General features: G+C 66.0%; 20 protein-coding genes. 9 read left to right on the forward strand and 11 right to left on the reverse strand.

The features are described 5' to 3' along the window. Positions 1 to 179 precede the first annotated feature (179 nt). The 4 genes from fumC to gmk all read left to right on the forward strand — a co-directional run bounded on the left by fumC (position 180) and on the right by gmk (position 2,939). The gene (gene fumC, locus C8J40_RS04595) at positions 180 to 1,571 is read left to right on the forward strand and encodes a class II fumarate hydratase (protein ID WP_132896002.1); all 1,392 of its coding nucleotides are present in this window, start codon (positions 180 to 182) and stop codon (positions 1,569 to 1,571) included. A 94-nt stretch (positions 1,572 to 1,665) separates the two neighbouring features. Beyond that, the gene (locus C8J40_RS04600; RefSeq protein WP_056489740.1) at positions 1,666 to 1,878 is read left to right on the forward strand and encodes a hypothetical protein; all 213 of its coding nucleotides are present in this window, start codon (positions 1,666 to 1,668) and stop codon (positions 1,876 to 1,878) included. Then, complete coding sequence (locus tag C8J40_RS04605; protein ID WP_132896003.1) at positions 1,875 to 2,072, forward strand: hypothetical protein; 198 nt, start codon at positions 1,875 to 1,877, stop codon at positions 2,070 to 2,072. The genes C8J40_RS04600 and C8J40_RS04605 overlap by 4 nt, the downstream gene beginning before the upstream one ends. 216 nt (positions 2,073 to 2,288) lie before the next feature. After that, complete coding sequence (gmk, locus tag C8J40_RS04610; protein WP_132896004.1) at positions 2,289 to 2,939, forward strand: guanylate kinase; 651 nt, start codon at positions 2,289 to 2,291, stop codon at positions 2,937 to 2,939. A gap of 126 nt (positions 2,940 to 3,065) precedes the next feature. Here the strand turns inward: gmk and C8J40_RS04615 are convergent, their stop codons facing one another. The 3 genes from C8J40_RS04615 to C8J40_RS04625 are packed head-to-tail and all read right to left on the reverse strand — an operon-like array spanning position 3,066 to position 4,634. After that, entirely contained in the window at positions 3,066 to 3,746 is a 681-nt protein-coding gene (locus C8J40_RS04615) for an ATP12 family protein (RefSeq protein ID WP_132896005.1), read from the reverse strand. A gap of 13 nt (positions 3,747 to 3,759) precedes the next feature. After that, the gene (locus C8J40_RS04620) at positions 3,760 to 3,978 is read right to left on the reverse strand and encodes a hypothetical protein (RefSeq protein ID WP_132896006.1); all 219 of its coding nucleotides are present in this window, start codon (positions 3,976 to 3,978) and stop codon (positions 3,760 to 3,762) included. Beyond that, a complete protein-coding gene (locus C8J40_RS04625; RefSeq protein ID WP_132896007.1) occupies positions 3,975 to 4,634 on the reverse strand; it encodes an HAD-IA family hydrolase in 660 nt (219 codons plus the stop codon). The genes C8J40_RS04620 and C8J40_RS04625 overlap by 4 nt, the downstream gene beginning before the upstream one ends. A 114-nt stretch (positions 4,635 to 4,748) precedes the next feature. On the opposite strand from C8J40_RS04625, the gene C8J40_RS04630 reads away from it, so the two are divergent. Then, positions 4,749 to 5,243: a DUF1440 domain-containing protein gene (locus C8J40_RS04630; RefSeq protein WP_132896008.1), complete on the forward strand. Its 495-nt coding sequence runs from the start codon at positions 4,749 to 4,751 to the stop codon at positions 5,241 to 5,243. Between the two features lie 360 nt (positions 5,244 to 5,603). On the opposite strand, the gene C8J40_RS04635 is transcribed toward C8J40_RS04630, so the two are convergent. From C8J40_RS04635 to C8J40_RS04645, 3 genes are all read right to left on the reverse strand, one after another. Further along, a complete protein-coding gene (locus C8J40_RS04635; protein ID WP_132896009.1) occupies positions 5,604 to 6,899 on the reverse strand; it encodes an RluA family pseudouridine synthase in 1,296 nt (431 codons plus the stop codon). Further along, the gene (gene crcB / locus C8J40_RS04640) at positions 6,896 to 7,270 is read right to left on the reverse strand and encodes a fluoride efflux transporter CrcB (RefSeq protein WP_207901145.1); all 375 of its coding nucleotides are present in this window, start codon (positions 7,268 to 7,270) and stop codon (positions 6,896 to 6,898) included. The genes C8J40_RS04635 and crcB overlap by 4 nt, the downstream gene beginning before the upstream one ends. A 336-nt stretch (positions 7,271 to 7,606) precedes the next feature. Further along, entirely contained in the window at positions 7,607 to 8,335 is a 729-nt protein-coding gene (locus C8J40_RS04645; protein ID WP_243693205.1) for a hypothetical protein, read from the reverse strand. Positions 8,336 to 8,569: 234 nt separating this feature from the next. Between C8J40_RS04645 and C8J40_RS04650 the strand changes: the two genes are divergently transcribed. Then, positions 8,570 to 8,791, forward strand: a complete 222-nt coding sequence (locus C8J40_RS04650) for a hypothetical protein (protein ID WP_132737284.1) — start codon at positions 8,570 to 8,572, stop codon at positions 8,789 to 8,791. A 55-nt stretch (positions 8,792 to 8,846) separates the two neighbouring features. On the opposite strand, the gene C8J40_RS04655 is transcribed toward C8J40_RS04650, so the two are convergent. The 3 genes from C8J40_RS04655 to C8J40_RS04665 form a co-directional block, all read right to left on the reverse strand. Beyond that, positions 8,847 to 9,446 carry a glycine zipper 2TM domain-containing protein gene (locus tag C8J40_RS04655; RefSeq protein ID WP_132896011.1) on the reverse strand — a complete coding sequence of 200 codons (600 nt, stop codon included), beginning with the start codon at positions 9,444 to 9,446 and terminating at the stop codon, positions 8,847 to 8,849. Positions 9,447 to 9,553: 107 nt separating this feature from the next. Then, complete coding sequence (locus C8J40_RS04660; protein WP_132896012.1) at positions 9,554 to 9,979, reverse strand: OsmC family protein; 426 nt, start codon at positions 9,977 to 9,979, stop codon at positions 9,554 to 9,556. A gap of 106 nt (positions 9,980 to 10,085) precedes the next feature. Beyond that, positions 10,086 to 10,391: a glycine zipper 2TM domain-containing protein gene (locus tag C8J40_RS04665; RefSeq protein ID WP_132737292.1), complete on the reverse strand. Its 306-nt coding sequence runs from the start codon at positions 10,389 to 10,391 to the stop codon at positions 10,086 to 10,088. Between the two features lie 196 nt (positions 10,392 to 10,587). Between C8J40_RS04665 and C8J40_RS04670 the strand changes: the two genes are divergently transcribed. Continuing rightward, a complete protein-coding gene (locus tag C8J40_RS04670) occupies positions 10,588 to 11,226 on the forward strand; it encodes a TRIC cation channel family protein (protein ID WP_132737295.1) in 639 nt (212 codons plus the stop codon). Between the two features lie 339 nt (positions 11,227 to 11,565). Here the strand turns inward: C8J40_RS04670 and C8J40_RS04675 are convergent, their stop codons facing one another. Together C8J40_RS04675 and sppA are read right to left on the reverse strand one after the other, a co-directional pair. Beyond that, positions 11,566 to 12,153 carry a GNAT family N-acetyltransferase gene (locus C8J40_RS04675; RefSeq protein ID WP_132896013.1) on the reverse strand — a complete coding sequence of 196 codons (588 nt, stop codon included), beginning with the start codon at positions 12,151 to 12,153 and terminating at the stop codon, positions 11,566 to 11,568. Continuing rightward, positions 12,153 to 14,096: a signal peptide peptidase SppA gene (gene sppA / locus C8J40_RS04680; RefSeq protein WP_132896014.1), complete on the reverse strand. Its 1,944-nt coding sequence runs from the start codon at positions 14,094 to 14,096 to the stop codon at positions 12,153 to 12,155. The genes C8J40_RS04675 and sppA overlap by 1 nt, the downstream gene beginning before the upstream one ends. A gap of 535 nt (positions 14,097 to 14,631) precedes the next feature. Here sppA and groES point away from each other — a divergent pair. Then, positions 14,632 to 14,919 carry a co-chaperone GroES gene (groES, locus tag C8J40_RS04685; protein WP_056052039.1) on the forward strand — a complete coding sequence of 96 codons (288 nt, stop codon included), beginning with the start codon at positions 14,632 to 14,634 and terminating at the stop codon, positions 14,917 to 14,919. 84 nt (positions 14,920 to 15,003) lie between these two features. Further along, positions 15,004 to 16,647, forward strand: coding sequence for a chaperonin GroEL (gene groL / locus C8J40_RS04690; RefSeq protein ID WP_056065680.1), 1,644 nt, complete (start codon positions 15,004 to 15,006; stop codon positions 16,645 to 16,647). Positions 16,648 to 16,650: the final 3 nt, after the last annotated feature.

Below are 16,650 nucleotides of genomic sequence, written 5' to 3' on the forward strand. Positions count from 1 at the left end.
TCCCTCGCCCCTACGGGGAGAGGGAAGGGGCCCGCGACACTTGTCGTGGGAAGGGAGAGGGGAGTGAGGCTCGGGACGGTTCATCCCAACGGCCCCTCTCCCTTCCGTCGCAAGCGCTCCTCCCTCCCTCTCCCCATAGGGGCGAGGGACCCACGCAAGGCCCAGAAGGTTGACTCCGCATGACCCAAACCCGCACAGAAACCGACACGATCGGCCCCATCGAAGTCCCCGCCACCGCCTATTGGGGCGCCCAAACCGAACGCTCGATCGAGAACTTCCCCTTCGCCACCCGCGAACGCATGCCGATCGAGATCGTCCACGCTCTCGCGCTCGTTAAACAAGCCGCCGCCCGCGTAAACCGCGCCCACGGCCTCGACGAGAAAATCGCCACCGCGATCGACTCCGCCGCGCAGGAAGTCGTCGACGGCAAGCTCGACGACCAGTTCCCGCTCGTCATCTGGCAGACTGGCAGCGGCACGCAGTCGAACATGAACGCCAACGAAGTCATCGCCGGCCGCGCCAACGAAGTCCTCACCGGCACCCGCGGCGGTAAGTCGCCGGTCCATCCCAACGACCACGTCAACATGAGCCAGTCGTCCAACGACAGCTTCCCGACCGCGCTTCACATCGCCGCCGCGATCGCCACGACACACCGCCTGATCCCCGCGCTCGACAAATTGCACGCTGCGCTCGACGCGAAGGCCAACGCCTGGGACGACATCGTCAAGATCGGCCGCACGCACCTGCAGGACGCGACGCCGCTAACGCTCGGCCAGGAATTCTCAGGCTACGCGAACCAGCTCTACCGCTGCCGTGCCCGTATCGAGCCCGCGATCAGCCACGGCATGGTGATCCTCGCGCAGGGCGGCACCGCGGTCGGCACCGGCCTCAATGCGCCAGCCGGGTTCGGCGACGCGATCGCGCACGAACTGGCGGCGATCACCGGCCTGCCGTTCGTCAGCGCGCGCAACAAGTTCGAGGCGCTCGCGTCGAACGACCCGCTCGTCCATTTGTCCGGCACGCTCAACACGCTGGCGGTCGCGCTGACCAAAATCGCCAACGACATCCGCCTGCTCGGGTCGGGCCCGCGTTGCGGCTTCGGCGAGATCGACTTGCCCGCCAACGAGCCCGGCAGCTCGATCATGCCGGGCAAGGTCAACCCCACCCAGTGCGAGATGCTGACGATGGTCGCGGGGCAGGTGATGGGCAACCACGTCGCGGTCACCGTCGGCGGGATGCAGGGCCATCTCGAGCTGAACGTGTTCAAGCCACTGATCGGCGCCAACGTGCTGCGCTCGATCGACCTGCTCGCCACCGCGATGGAAGGATTCGCGGAACGCTGCGTCGACGGCATCGAACCGAACCGCGGCCGCATCGCCGAACTGCTCGACCGCTCGCTGATGCTGGTCACCGCACTCGCCCCCGAGATCGGCTACGACGCTGCGGCGAAGATCGCCAAATACGCGCACGCCGAAGGGTTGACGCTGAAGGAAGCCGGCCTCGCGCTAGGCCTCGTCGACGCCGAAACCTTCGACCGCGTCGTCAAACCCGAATCGATGCTCGGCCGCTAACCTCCCGTTCTCCTGCGCACGCAGGAGAACGCGGGCGCGCGGGAACCCAATCCTCCGCCAAACGCTAACCCGCCACACGGACAGGAGAAATTACGTGGGCGCAACGACCATAGGCGCGCTGATCGGCGCAGGCATCGACTCGCTCAGTGGCGACGACGGCAACGCGGACGGCGCGATCATCGGTGCGATCACCGCCAACGTACTCAAGGTCGTCGTGCCGCTAGCCGTGACCTACGCGATCGGCTGGGCAGTGCTGCGCGGTGCAGCGGAACTCAAAGACCAGGTTTTCGGGGAGTCAGAAGCATGATCGGACGTATTATCAGTGCATTGGTAGGCCGCGAGATGGGCCGTCGCAACGGCAGCGGCGGGACGGCTGGCGCCGTAAAGGGCGTCGTCGCGATGGGTCTGATGCGCCGCATGGGCCCGCTCGGCATGATCCTCGGCGGCGGCTACGCGGCCAAGAAGGCGTACGACCGCAACAAGGCTCGTAAATCGATCTGATCCGGCTCGTGCCAATCTCCTCTGTCACCCCGGACTAGTTCCGGGGTCCACGGTTCCGCAGACCCAAGTCTGAGGAGGGTGCGGAACGGTGGATGCCGGAACAAGCCCGGCATGACGGACTGCGAGCGTTTGCAGATTACTGATGCAGCCGCGTAATCAACTCGGCACACCCTAAGTCGGCTTGACGCCCATGCGCAGTCCGCGGCAAGGGCGCGCATGCCCCACACACTTCCGTCCGACCCGCATGGTTTCCGTCGTCGCGGAGTTCTGTTCGTACTGTCCTCGCCGTCCGGCGCCGGCAAGTCGACCATCGCGCGCAGATTGCTCGCGGACGAGCACGAACTCGAAATGTCGGTCTCGGTCACGACCCGGTCGATGCGACCCGGTGAAGTCGACGGCAAGGATTATCATTTCACTGACCTCGAGGGCTTTCGCGACATGGTCGCGAAGGACGAGTTCCTCGAATGGGCGCACGTCTTCAACCACCGCTACGGCACCCCCCGCGCGCAGGTCGAGGAACTGCTCGCGGCCGGCAAGGACGTGCTGTTCGACATCGACTGGCAGGGCGCGCAACAGCTGTTCCAGATCGCCGGCGGCGACGTCGTCCGCGTCTTCATCTTCCCGCCGTCGATGGAAGAACTCCACCGCCGCCTCACCAGCCGCGGCACCGATTCGGAAGAAGTGATCGAAGCCCGCATGTCGCGCGCGGCGAACGAGGTCAGCCACTGGGACGGCTATGATTACGTGCTGGTCAACGACGACGTCGACAGCTGTATCCGCGGCGTGAAGACGATCCTGGCCGCGGAGCGCCTCAAGCGCTCGCGCCAGACCGGGCTGATCGGTTTCATCCGCAGGCTGACGCGCTAACCCATCCCAACCGTCATTCCAGCGAAAGCTGGGATCTCCCCGTTCCGGGTCGCGGCATTCGCCAATCGGAATACCCCAGCTTTCGCTGGGGTGACGGACTTGGAGGGGGTGGGTAAACTCCTAAGGCTAGAGCAGCCCCAGAAACTCTACCCCGACCCCAAACTCCTGGCGCTTCAGCTCGCGCAACTGAGTCGCCTGCCAGTCCTCGCCCCACATCTCGACAGACCAGTCCTCATCGATCCCCGCCGCCGCCCAAGCCGCATCGGCATCGATCTCGCCCTCGATCAGCGCCAGCCCGATCACCAGCGACCCGGTCAGCGTCACCACCGGCGACAACCCCGCCAGCCGAAAATCGTCATACGCCGCCACCGCTTCATAAAGCCGCGCGATCGTCGCGTCGGGCTGTGCGACGTGCATCACCCCCGTCGTCACCGCGAAAGTCACGTCATACCGCCCCCGCGCCCACGCCAGCAGCGGATCCCAGGACGCCGCCTGCCGCTCGACCAACAACGGCGGCCCCTCCGCGCGGTAGCAGAGCAGGTCGCTCTCGCCATACGCCGCCAGCCGCGCGGCGAACTGCGCAGGATCGTTCGCGATCGGATCGGTCGCCGCGTTCGCCAACCCCGTCAGCGGCATCGTTCGCGGATCGATCGTTTCGCCGACCGCACGCCATTCCGCCGCGACCGCCTCGGCGAGTGCATCGGTCGGCAACGCCAGCGGTCGCCGCCCGGGCGTCCGCACCGGTTTGCCATCGAGTGTCACCACCCGGTCGGCATCGATCGCGACGTCTTTCCAGAACCGCTTCATGCGCCCATTCCGTTCATTCAGGCGTGCTCCGCCAGCGATGCGCGAGACTACGCGGCACGATCGCGATCATCGCCATCGCCGACAGCACGATCGCCGTCCCGAGGATCTTCGGCGCCCAGTCATGCGCGCGCGCGATCAGGATCAATCCGAGCAGCGCACCTGCCACCCCCGCCATCCGGACGACGACCAGCACGGACCAGCGCCGCTGCGCCACCTTGTCCGCATCGGTCATGGCCGCGCCACCATATGCAGCAGGTCCGGCACGGCAGCCGCAACGACATCCGCCCCCGCGTCTGAAAGCTCGTGCACGTCGTGATACCCCCACGCGACCCCGACGGCCCGCACTCGCGCCGCCCGCGCCATTGCCATGTCGAAGCTCGTATCGCCGATCATCGCGGTCGTCTCCACGGCAGCACCGGCCTCCGCGATTGCCGCCAGCAGCATCGCCGGATCGGGCTTCGACGGATGTCGGTCCGCAGTCTGCAACGTCACGAACCGCTCCGTGATTCCGTGCGCGGCGAGGATATGCGCGAGCCCGCGATCGGACTTCCCCGTCGCCACGCCGAGCAGCCAGCCGTCTGCCGCGAGGGTCTCGATCACTTCGGCAATCCCTTCGAACAACGGTTCGTCGGCAAGCTCGCCACTCGCGCGCATCGCATGGAACGCGTTCTTGTAGTCGGTAGCGAGCGACCGGTGCCGCGCATCGTCCGCCTCCGGCAGCAACACCTGCATCGCCTCGACAAGACTCAACCCGACGATCCGCCGAATATCGGCGCGCGGCGGCGGGATCAGTCCGGCGCCCTCGAACGCCCGCTCGCACGCGACGCAGATATTCGCCTGGCTGTCGACGAGCGTCCCGTCGCAATCGAACACGGCAAGACGGGTCATGAGATTTTCCAACGCATCGCCGCCTCGTAGATCACGCGTGCACGCGAGGGAACGCCAAACCGGAACGCGCGCGCCTGCGAACGGTTCGTGTCGGATACCTCTGGAGACTCAACGATGGCGCACGCACAGACCGACACCCCGAACATCTGGGCCGCCGCCGCTGCGGGACTCGTGGCAGGGCTCGCGGCCTCGTTCGTCATGGACCGCTTCCAGGCCGGCGTCGCCGCGCTGTCTTCTTCGGAAAGCGATGCCGAGCCTGCGACGGAGAAGGCGGCGGACAAGGTGTCGCAAGTGGTGGTCGGCCACGACATACCCGACGATCGCAAGCCGCTTGCCGGGCAGGTCGTGCACTATGCGCTCGGCGCAGGGCTGGGGATCGCCTATGCGGTGGCGGCGGAATACCGGCCATCGGTGACCGCAGGCTATGGTACCGCGTTCGCTGCGGCGACGACGGCGTTGCTCGACGAGGCGGCGGTGCCGGCGGCGGGGCTTGGCGATGCGCCGTGGAACACGGCGCCGACGACGCATCTGTATGGCGCGGCGTCGCACATCGTGTTCGGGACGGTGACGGAGGGTGTGCGGCGGTTGCTGCTGGGCTGGCTGAAGTAGGGCGCTACCTGCGCTCACCTCGTTCCCCCGCGAAGGCGGGGGCCCAGGAATCAAGCAGCGTTACGATCGTGGCCTCTGGCCCCCCCGCCTTCGCGGGGGAACAAAAGTTCGCGGAAGCCTCCAAACAAATCACGCCACCCCGGCGAAGGCCGGGGCCCAATTGGGGGACGTCGCTAACGGAATTCATCGCTCCGTTACTTCAACCTTTCCAATTGGGCCCCGGCCTTCGCCGGGGTGGTGTGGGAGGTGAGGAGGCTGTCAGCTTGCCTAGCTCTCCCTCTCCCCCTCGGGGGAGAGGGAAGGGGCCCGCGGCCGCTTGGCCGTGGGAAGGGTGAGGGCACGTTAGGCGGCAAACATCAATTACCGAGTCGCAGGCCCACTCCGAGGTCCAGGCTTCCCAGCTCCACCCGGACGCCCGCGCCCAGCCGGCTTGGGCCCCTCAACCCGAGGCCCACTCCGAGGCGCGCCGAACTTCGACCCAGCCCCGGTCCGAGGCCCACCCGTCTTCGGCGCAGGCTTGCCCGTCGCCTTCTCCTCGACAACCCCACGCCCACGCCGCTCACCCTTACGGTCTTTCCGCACCGACTTCGCATGCGCCTTGGCCCGCGACTTCATCTGCTCGCGCGTTGGCGCGGTCTTCTCGTCGAGTACCAGGTCGTCGCCCAGCTTCTCCTCGAAACCCAATTGCTTGAGGCTCTCGGCGAAATGCGTCGGCAGCTCGGCGGTCACGTCGATCGACCCGCCATCCGGATGATCCACCTTGATCCGCCGCGCGTGCAAATGCATCTTCCGCGAGATCCCGCCGGTCAAAAACGCCGCAGCCCCGCCGTACTTGCCATCACCAACGATCGGATGCCCGATCGCCGCCATGTGCACGCGCAACTGGTGCGTCCGCCCGGTAAACGGCTGCAACTCCACCCACGCCGCACGGTTGCCCGCCCGCTCGATCACCCGGTACCGCGTCCGCGCCGGTGCACCCTCGGCCTCGTCGACGTGCATCTTCTCGCCGCCGGTGCCCGGCTGCTTCGCGATCGGCAGCTCGATCATGCCGTCCTCGATCGACGGCACGTCGACCACCAGCGCCCAATAGACTTTTCGCGCCGTCCGCCCCGAGAATGCCTTCGCAAAGAACGCTGCCGCGCGCGACGTTCGCGCCACCAGCAAGGCGCCGGACGTATCCTTGTCGAGCCGGTGGACCAGCTTCGGCCGACCCTCATTGTCGTACTGCAACCCGTCGAGCAGCCCGTCGACATGCTGCGTCGTCTTGGTCCCGCCCTGCGTCGCGAGACCCGGCGGCTTGTTCAGAACGAACGCCTGGAAATCCTTGTGGATGACCATGGACTGCGCGAGTTCGGTCTCCTCGTCCGACAGGATCACGCGTTCGCGGACGCGCCGGGGCTTGTCGACGTCGGCGGCGGCCTTGTCGGCTTCGGGCGGCGGCACGCGGAGCATCTGGCCTGCCGCGATCCGGTCGCCCGGAGTCGCGCGCGCGCCATCGACGCGGAGCTGCCCGGTGCGCGCCCACATCGCCACCGTCGTGAAGCTCGTCTCGGGCAGATGCCGCTTGAACCACCGGTCGAGCCGGATGCCGTCATCGTCGAACCCGACGTTGAATTCCCGAAAGCCGGAATCGCTATCGCTTTTGCCCGCAGTCATGCGACGGCCCTTACTGCGGAGAGACCCGCGAACAACGCGGCGACCGAACCGATCACCGACACCAAAACATACCCGAACGCGACGCCGATCGCGCCGCGTTCGATCATCGTGACGACGTCCAGCGAGAACGCCGAAAACGTCGTGAATCCCCCAAGCACGCCGACCGCTAGCAGCAGGCGCCAGTGCTCCGACGCGTCGTTCCGCGCCAGCACGCCGACGAGCACGCCCATCAGCAACCCGCCGACGATGTTCACCGCCAGCGTCCCGAAGGGATAGTCCGGCCCGAGCAGCGCGGTCGTCGCGCTACCCGCCAGATAGCGCGCGCCGGAACCGACCGCACCACCGACCATGACGTAGAGAAGGGGAAGCATTCTCGCGCCCTAGCGCGAATCGGGGCGAACGGAAAGGTGGGGCCGCAAGCGCGCAAATGTCTCGGTTCACCCTTGCCCTATTGTTTCCCCGCGAAGGCGGGGACCTAGACTGGACTCCCGCCTTCGCGGGAGAACAAGAAGTGGGAGGCGTCGCCCCCCAACACGCCACCCCGCGTACCACCACCCCGGCGAAGGCCGGGGCCCAGGTGGAAAGGTGGCAATAACGAAGGATTGCGCTCAGTTAGCCACGTTCCCCAACTGGACCCCGGCCTCCGCCGGGGAGGTGAATCTCAAGCGAAGATTGTCGGGAGGCTTCCAGTAGCGCCAAACCGCACCTCACCGCCCAGCGTTGGACACCATATCAACATCGCTCCCGCCACCAGCCCGCGCCGTCACGTACACCACATACGCGTCGTTCCCCCGAACCCCGCCCAGCACATGCTGTTTGCCATCGGTGCTATGCCCGGCCGAATACCCTGCCGCCTGCGCCTTCGTGAAATAATAATCGAGCATCTTCTGCATCGGCGCCGCACTCGCGAAACTTACCACGCGTAGCCGACAGCCGTCCCGATCCGCCCCCGCAGCCTCGGTCAACCGCGCGCCCGGATATAGCGGCAGATCCGCCGGCAACCGGTTCGCCCACCCGGCCGAATAGCCGATCTGGCGCGCACACGCCCCTGCATCCGGCGTCTTCTGCCGTTCCGCCAGCGCCCCCAGCGTGAGCGCGCCGTTCGCGGTCTTGCACTCGGGGCAGTCGTTCGATGGAGCCGGCGCGCGGTGTAAGGTCTTGGCATCGACCGGATCGGCGTTGAGCGGGCCTTCGGGCGGTACCGCGCCGCTATCCGGGCGGGGCGGCGGGCGCACCGCGTCGGTGTTCGACGACTGCGCCAGCCGCGGATCGACCATGATCTGGCTCCCAAGCGACTCGGCAACGGCGGGATCGCGCACCGCGCCGTTGGTCAGCTCGGCATCGAGGCTGTTGAGATCCTGCTGGTCGGTCGACGACCGGTTGCAGGCGGCCAGCGCCAGCGGGAGGAGAAGTGCGGAGCGCAGGGAAAAAGTCATCACCCGCATCCTATGCGCGAAAGACGGTGAAGAAAGCGTTTTCCACACACGCTCGGTCCTCCCCCGCCAGGGGGAGGTGGCTGGCGTTTGCCAGACGGAGGGGGTGGAAAGGGCAACGTATGTTCCGTGTCCTCCCCCTCCGTCACCTACGGCGACACCTCCCCCTGGCGGGGGAGGATCGTACGGATCCGCCCAAGTCTTGCCCGAACCCCCGCGACTCGCCATGTTCACCTCATGCTGAACATCGTCTCGATCCTCATCGGCCTCGTCACTCTGGTGCTCGGCCTCGTCGCGTTCATTCCGCTGCTCGGCTGGATGAACTGGCTGGTCATCCCGATCGGGATCGTCGGCGCCGCCGTCGGCGCGCTGTCGTCGAGCACCGGCGGGCGCAACCTCAACATCGTCCTGATCATCATCTTCGCGCTCCGCCTGAGCTTGGGCGGCGGTATCATCTGACGCAGATAGGGCCCGGTGTTTCCACCGGGCCCTATCGTCTCACGCCAACCGCGTCTTATCGGCAGCGCACGTTGCCGCGATCGATCGACGACCCGAGTACCGCGCCACCGCCCGCCCCGATCAGCGTACCGAGCAGCCGCGAACCACCGCCCGCGATCACGTTGCCGAGCGCACCACCGGCAAGCCCGCCGACGATCAGCCCGGTCGTCCCGTCGTTGCGACGGCAGTAATAGCGCCCGTTGCCGCCGCGATAGATGCGGTCGTTACGACCAAGGCGGCGCTCCTGATAATAGCGGCCATCGCGGTAATAGCGGTCGGCGAGATAGCCACGCTGGCCGGGTTCGTAGCGGTTGTAGTCATAGCCGCGATACTGCTGCCAGTTGCGCCCGTCATTGCGACGATCCTGGCGGATGTCGCGAATGTCGCCACGGCGGTCCTGGCGTGCGTCGCGCACCTCGTCACGGTAATCGCGGCGCGCATCGCGGACGTCGCCACGTGAGTCGGCGTTGCGGAGATCGCGGCGATAGTCGCGCCGTGCGTCGCGCACCTGGTCGTTATATTCCTGGTTGGCGCCACGAACGGTCGATTGCGCGCCGACGGGGATCGCGCCGAACGCGGTGGCGGCGAGGGCCGCCGAGAGAATGGCGATACGCATGTTTGGTCTCCTGACTGAATACGCAAACAACGGCCGGCCGAAGCGCGAGTTGCGTGAACCGCAAACTACGTCGCATTCAGCCGGCCGACAGACTTAGGTCATTGATATCAGGCGAGGTTATGCTCGAGCGTGATCTCGGCGTTGAGCACCTTCGATACCGGGCAGTTCGCCTTGGCGTCCGCGGCGATCGCCTCGAACTCTTCCTTCGAAATGCCGTCGACCTTCGCATTCAGCGTCAGCGCCGACTTGGTGATTTTGAACCCGTCGCCATCCTTGTCGAGCGTGACCTTCGCCGACGTCTCGAGCGTGCCGACCTCATAGCCCTTGCCCGCAAGCGCGAAGCTCAGCGCCATCGTGAAGCACGACGCGTGCGCCGCCGCGATCAGCTCCTCGGGGTTGGTGCCGGGCTCGTTCTCGAACCGCGTGTTGAAGCCGTAGGGGTTGTTCGACAACACGCCCGACTGCGTCGAGACATGACCCTTGCCGTCCTTGCCGAGGCCTTCATACTTTGCCGAACCGCTGCGTGTGGTCATCGTTTTGATCCTTCGTCGGACAAGAAAAAAGGCGTCGCGGTTTCCCACGACGCCCTTCCACAACGCGCAACTATCGAAATAGCGGCATTGATTTAGCCGATCAGTGTCAGCGGCAACGACGGTTGTTGTTGCTCGTGCCCTTGTCGATCGCGCGACCGGCGAGGCCACCGAGAACGGCGCCGCCCAGCGTGCCGACCGTCCGGTCGCCGCGGGTGTCGACCGTGCGGCCGAGCAGTGCGCCACCGACGCCGCCGATGATCGTGCCGGTCGTGCCGTTGCTCTTCTTGCAGTAGACGCGGCCATCGCGACCACGCCATTCGCGACGATCGCGCGCGTCTGCCGCCGAGACGGGGACGAGCATGGTCGGCAGGACCATTGCGCTGAGGCCCATGGCCAGAACGAACTTACGCATGATGTAACTCCCTAGTGAATTGATCTGCTGGTGTAACGAAGTGACTATAGCGCCAGTTGCATGAACCAAAAACAACACCGCGTTCATGCTGGCGTTCATCTTTGCAGCAGGCGTTGGGCCACTGCGTTTGCGGCACGGGCGACATCATTCCGTGGTCCCGCTTTACGCTGGATGGCAGGCCGGTTACGCCGCCGCGATGTTGCCCGTGCCCTTGCCCGTCGAGATCCTGCCCGTCGCCGCGCCCTGGTTCGACCTCGCGGGCCTGGCGGTGTTCGCCGCCTCGGGTGCGCTCGCGGCGGCCAAGCGTGGCCAGACGTTCGTGACGCTCGTCTTCTTTGGGCTGATCACCGGCGTCGGCGGCGGTACCGTGCGCGACTTGCTGATCGGCGCGCCGGTGTTCTGGGTACATGACGCGCGCGCTGCCAGCGTGTGCCTCGGGGTTGCGCTGCTGATCTGGGTGACGCCCGAGCGGTGGTGGAAAGACGAGGCGCTCGGCTGGTTCGATGCGGTCGGGCTTGCGGCGTACGCGGTCTACGGCGCGGCCAAGGCACTCGGCTACGGCGTACCGCCGGTACCTGCGGCGCTGATGGGGGTGATGACCGCGTGCGTCGGCGGTATCATCCGCGATGTGTTGGCGGGGGAGCCGTCGATCCTGATGCGGCCGGAGTTGTACGTGACCGCGGCGGCGCTGGCGGCAGCGAGTTATGTCGGGCTGGTGCTGCTGGGCGTGCCGCTCGGGTTGTCGGCGGTCATTGCGGCGAGCGCCGGCTTTACACTCAGAGCTGCCGCGATCCGCTTTCATCTAGCGCTTCCGGCATACGGCGGCCGGCGCTGACCTTAACCCCGTGGTCGCTTATAGTCTTTTCGTGCAATCCGGGCCCATTCGGCACGTGTATGGCATTCCGTCACCTTGGTTGAATTGCGAACCAAACATTCTCGCGGTTCATGAAGAGACGATGTCATCCGCGTGGAGAGGCCCACGTTTCGCGTAGAAAGTACCGAATGTGTAGTTCCACCCGGCGTTCTGGCAGTCGTCTGATATGTCTGCGCAAAAGCACTTGAGGATATCATCAGTGCGGGTATCACGATCGACTTAATCATCACATTCATCCCAGTCGTCTGATCATTCAACGCTACGTTGAGCTCGAAGTTCATCCGCTGTACAATCGTCCGATTACCCCCGTACAACCCCGACCTCCGCAAACCTACGCGGCTCCACCGGCGGCACTGCAGGCTCGTTCAGCTCGCACTGCCAATGCCCGACATCGATCCATTGCCCGTTCTTGTACCCGACCTCGCGGTACACCCCCGCGCGTCGAAACCCGACCGCCTCGTGCAGCTTGATCGACGAATCATTCGGCAACGCGATCGCCCCGATCGCCTGCGTAAACCCCTGAGCCCGCAGCGTATCGATCAGCGCCTCGTACAACAGCCGCCCAGCCCCCTGGCGCTGCGCCGCATCCGCGACATACACCGTGGTCTCACACGCGAACCGGTACGCCTCACGCTTGTGGAAGGCCGAGGCATAGGCGTACGCCAGCACCCCTCCCTCGGAGCCGATCGTGGCGACCAGCCACGGATACAGCCCGTCCGACGCGGCCATCCGCGCGCGCATCTGCCGCGCATCGGGCGCCTCGGTCTCGAACGACACTGTCCCGACCAGCACGTGCGGCGCGTAAATCGCCGCGATCGACGCCGCGTCCTCGGGGACCGCCGCCCGAATGACGATCCCGCCCCCATTGCCCGAAGCGGGGATCGCCATCAGAATCCGATCCGCGCCAGCAGCATATCGAGCAGCTTGGCATCGCCGATCCCCGCGGCCGTCGGCCCCATCCCGCCACACTCGAGGCAGCGCGCCTGGATCGACCCCGAGGTCGCCAGCCGCTTCATGTCACCCACGGCGCGCGCAAGCATCTGGCGCCGGTCCGCCGCGACGTGCGCGAATGCATCGCCGCCACCCGCATCATCATCGCCATCATTGCCGAAATCCTGCGCGATCGTCGCGAGGAAGCCCGGCTTCTTCTCCAGATACTCGGCATGGACCTTCGCCGGATCGAGCTTGGCGCGCTTGGCCGCCTCGTCGATCGCGTCCTGCAACGTACCGAACCGGTCGACCAACCCGATCTGGCGCGCGGTGCCACCATCCCAGACGCGGCCCTGGCCGATCTCGTCGACCCGGGCCGGCGTCATCTTCCGCGATGCCGCCACGCGCGAGACGAACTGGCGATAGCCGTTCTCGATCCCCGCCTGCGCGATCGCGTCGAACATCGGCGTGGTGCCGCCGGTGATATCGGGCTGGCCCGACAGCGGCGTGGTCTTCACGCCGTCGCTGGTCACGCCGATCTTGGCGAGCGCGTTCTCGAACGTCGGGATCACGCCGAAGATACCGATCGAGCCGGTGATCGTGCCGGGCTCGGCAAAGATCACGTCGGCCGGCGTCGACACCCAGTAACCGCCGCTCGCGGCCAGCCCGCCCATCGACACGACCACGGGCAGCTTCTGCCGCTTGGCCTCGAGGATCGCGAGCCGGATCTGCTCCGACGCCATCACCGATCCGCCCGGCGAATCGACGCGCACGACGAGCGCCTTCAACGTCTTCTTGGCGAGCCCGTCGAGCACCGCCTTCTCGATCGTCTTGCCCGCCGCCTTGCCGGGGCCGCTCTCGCCGTCGACGATCTCGCCGGCGATCGTCAGCACGCCGATCGCGTCGCCCGCGGTGGGGAGGGGGTTCGCCTTCACCCACGCGTCGTACTTGATCGCGGTGTAGTTGCCCGCCGGCTTGTTCGCGTCGCTGCCGGCGATCTCCGCCACGCGCCGCCCGAAACTGATTCGATCGCCGAGCTTGTCGACGATGCCTGCGCGCAGGTTTGCCTCGGCGATGTTGCCGTTCGCCGCGAGGATCACCTTGTCGGGTGCGCTCATGAACTGCGCGATCTGCGCCTTGGGGCGTGCTTTCGCGACGGCCTCGCGCCACTGCGCGAACAGCGTGCCGTACAGCGCGGTGCTCGCCGCCTTCGCGTCCTCGCTCTGGTCCGCCCGCGTGTAGGGCTCGACGAACGACTTGTAGCGGCCGACGCGGTAGACGTGCGCGTTGACGCCGAGCTTGTCGATCAGGCCCTTGTAATAGAGCTGGTTGCCGCCCGGCCCCATGAAGATCGTGCCACCCAGCGGGTTGACCCAGATCTCGCTAGCATTCGCTGCGAGGCGATAGCCGCCATCGGTGTACGCGGTCGCGTAAGCCAGCACCGGCTTGCCGCTCGCGCGCACCCGCGCCAGCGCGTCGCCGACCTCGCCGAGTGCCGCGGGATACGCGCCGGCGAAGCTGTCGAGATCGAGCACGACGACCTTCACGCGCGCATCGGTGCGTGCGGTGTCGATCGAGCGAACCACGTCGCGCAGGCGAAACTGCCGCGTCCGGCTCTGCCCCGAAAGTGCGGCGAACGCGGCCTGTTCCTCGGGCTGCTCGACGATCGAGCCGTTGAGGTCGAGCACCAGCGCGCCGTCCTTGATCGCCGTCGTGCTCTGCCGCGCGTTGAGTGCCGCGAAGATCAGCCCGAAGAACAACAGCATCGCGATCAGGACGAGCGCGTCCTTGATCGCCACGAGAAACTTCCACACGCCCCGCACGAGCCGCCATTTCTTCCGCGGCGGGCGGGCAGGGTCGTTATAGGAGGGGGCGTAGGACGGCACAGCGGTATCGGTCATGGGAGGAGAGCTAGAGCAACGGGGCGCACAGGTAAATGCCCTGTATTACGCGTCCAACACAGGAAGCGTTCTAGCCCGCACATCGGCCGCAATCACTACGCAGTTCCCTTCCCGCTTGCGGGAGGGGTTAGGGGAGGGGAGTCCCACAAGCCCGCCCGAGAAACCCCTCCCCCGACCCCTCCCGCAAGCGGAAGGGGAGCAGAAGGGAAAGTTCGCCCAGCCTTGTTCTCCTGCGAATGCAAGCGCCCAGACGCATCCCAATTCCACCACCCCGGCGAAGGCCGGGGCCCAGTTGGGGAACGTCGTCAACCGAGCGGTGCGTTCCGTTACGCCGACCTTGCCACCTGGGCCCCGGCCTCCGCTGGGGTGGAGGTTCGGGCAAACGAGCGCAGGTGCCCGAAACCCACGCCCGCCCGAAAAAATTTCGCCTCCGGAACCTTTGACATGCCGCACCCCGAGGCACATATGCCGTCCGTTGGCACTCGATAACCTCGAGTGCCAGAAATCTGTCACAATCCAAAAGGACATGGACCCCATGAACTTTCGTCCGTTGCATGATCGCGTGCTGGTGAAGCGCCTCGAAGCCGAAGAGAAGACGGCTGGCGGCATCATCATCCCCGACACCGCCAAGGAAAAGCCGCAGGAAGGCGAAGTCGTCGCCATCGGCACCGGCACCCGCGCCGAGAACGGCACGATCACCCCGCTCGACGTCAAGACCGGCGACAAGATCCTGTTCGGCAAATGGTCGGGCACCGAGGTCAAGGTCGACGGTGAAGACCTGTTGATCATGAAGGAATCCGACATCCTCGGGATCGTCGGCTAACCCAAGTCACTCGCGCGGGAGCGGTTTTCGACCCCTGCGTAGCGTGAACTTCGTGAACTTCCACTTTTTGAAAGGGCAGCTGACATGGCTTCCAAGGACGTAAAATTCGGTCGTGACGCGCGTGAGCGCATCCTTCGCGGCGTCGACATCCTCGCCGACGCGGTCAAGGTGACCTTGGGCCCCAAGGGCCGCAACGTCGTCATCGACAAGAGCTTCGGCGCACCGCGCATCACCAAGGACGGCGTCACCGTCGCCAAGGAGATCGAGCTCAAGGACAAGTTCGAGAACATGGGTGCGCAGATGCTGCGCGAAGTCGCCTCGAAGACCAACGACATCGCTGGCGACGGCACCACCACCGCGACGGTTCTGGCGCAGGCCATCGTTCGCGAGGGCATGAAGTCGGTCGCAGCGGGCATGAACCCGATGGACCTGAAGCGCGGCATCGATCTCGCCGTCATCAAGGTCGTCGAGGACGTCAAGGCGCGTTCGAAGCCGGTTTCGGGTTCGAAGGAAGTGGCGCAGGTCGGCATCATCTCGGCCAATGGCGACCGTGAAGTCGGCGAGAAGATCGCCGAAGCCATGGAGAAGGTCGGCAAGGAAGGCGTGATCACCGTCGAGGAAGCGAAGGGTCTCGAATTCGAGCTCGACGTCGTCGAGGGCATGCAGTTCGACCGCGGCTATCTGTCGCCGTACTTCATCACCAACCCCGAGAAGATGACCGTCGAGCTTCAGGATCCCTACATCCTGATCCACGAGAAGAAGCTGTCGAACCTGCAGGCGATGCTCCCGATCCTGGAAGCCGTCGTCCAGTCGGGTCGTCCGCTCCTGATCATCGCAGAAGACATCGAGGGTGAGGCTCTGGCCACGCTCGTCGTCAACAAGCTGCGCGGCGGCCTGAAGGTCGCAGCGGTCAAGGCACCGGGCTTCGGCGATCGTCGCAAGGCGATGCTCGAGGACATCGCGATCCTGACCAAGGGCGAGATGATCTCGGAAGACCTCGGCATCAAGCTCGAGACCGTCACGCTCGGCATGCTCGGCACCGCCAAGCGCGTCACGATCGACAAGGACAACACTGTCATCGTCGACGGCGCCGGCGATCACGACACGATCAAGGGCCGCACCGAAGCGATCCGCCAGCAGATCGAGAACACGACCAGCGACTACGACAAGGAGAAGCTCCAGGAGCGTCTCGCCAAGCTTGCCGGTGGCGTTGCCGTGATCAAGGTCGGTGGGTCTTCCGAGGTTGAGGTCAAGGAGCGCAAGGACCGCGTCGACGACGCGCTGCACGCAACCCGCGCAGCCGTCGAAGAAGGCATCGTCCCCGGCGGCGGTACGGCTCTGCTGTACGCAACCAAGGCTCTCGACGGCCTCGAGGGTGCGAACGACGACCAGACGCGCGGTATCGATATCGTGCGCAAGTCGCTGACGGCTCTGGTTCGCCAGATCGCTCAGAACGCCGGTCATGACGGTGCGGTGGTTTCGGGCAAGCTGCTCGACGGCAACGACACGTCGATCGGCTTCAACGCCGCGACCGACACCTACGAGAACCTGGTGGAAGCCGGCGTGATCGATCCGACCAAGGTCGTCCGCACCGCGCTGCAGAACGCAGCATCGGTCGCAGGCCTCCTGATCACGACCGAAGCGGCCGTGAGCGAAATGGCCGAAGACAAGCCCGCCATGCCCATGGGCGGCGGCGGCATGGGCGGCATGGGCGGCATGGACTTCTGATTT

Origin of the sequence: Sphingomonas sp. PP-CC-3A-396 (assembly GCF_004343105.1) — a bacterium.
Classification (GTDB): Bacteria; Pseudomonadota; Alphaproteobacteria; order Sphingomonadales; family Sphingomonadaceae; genus Sphingomonas.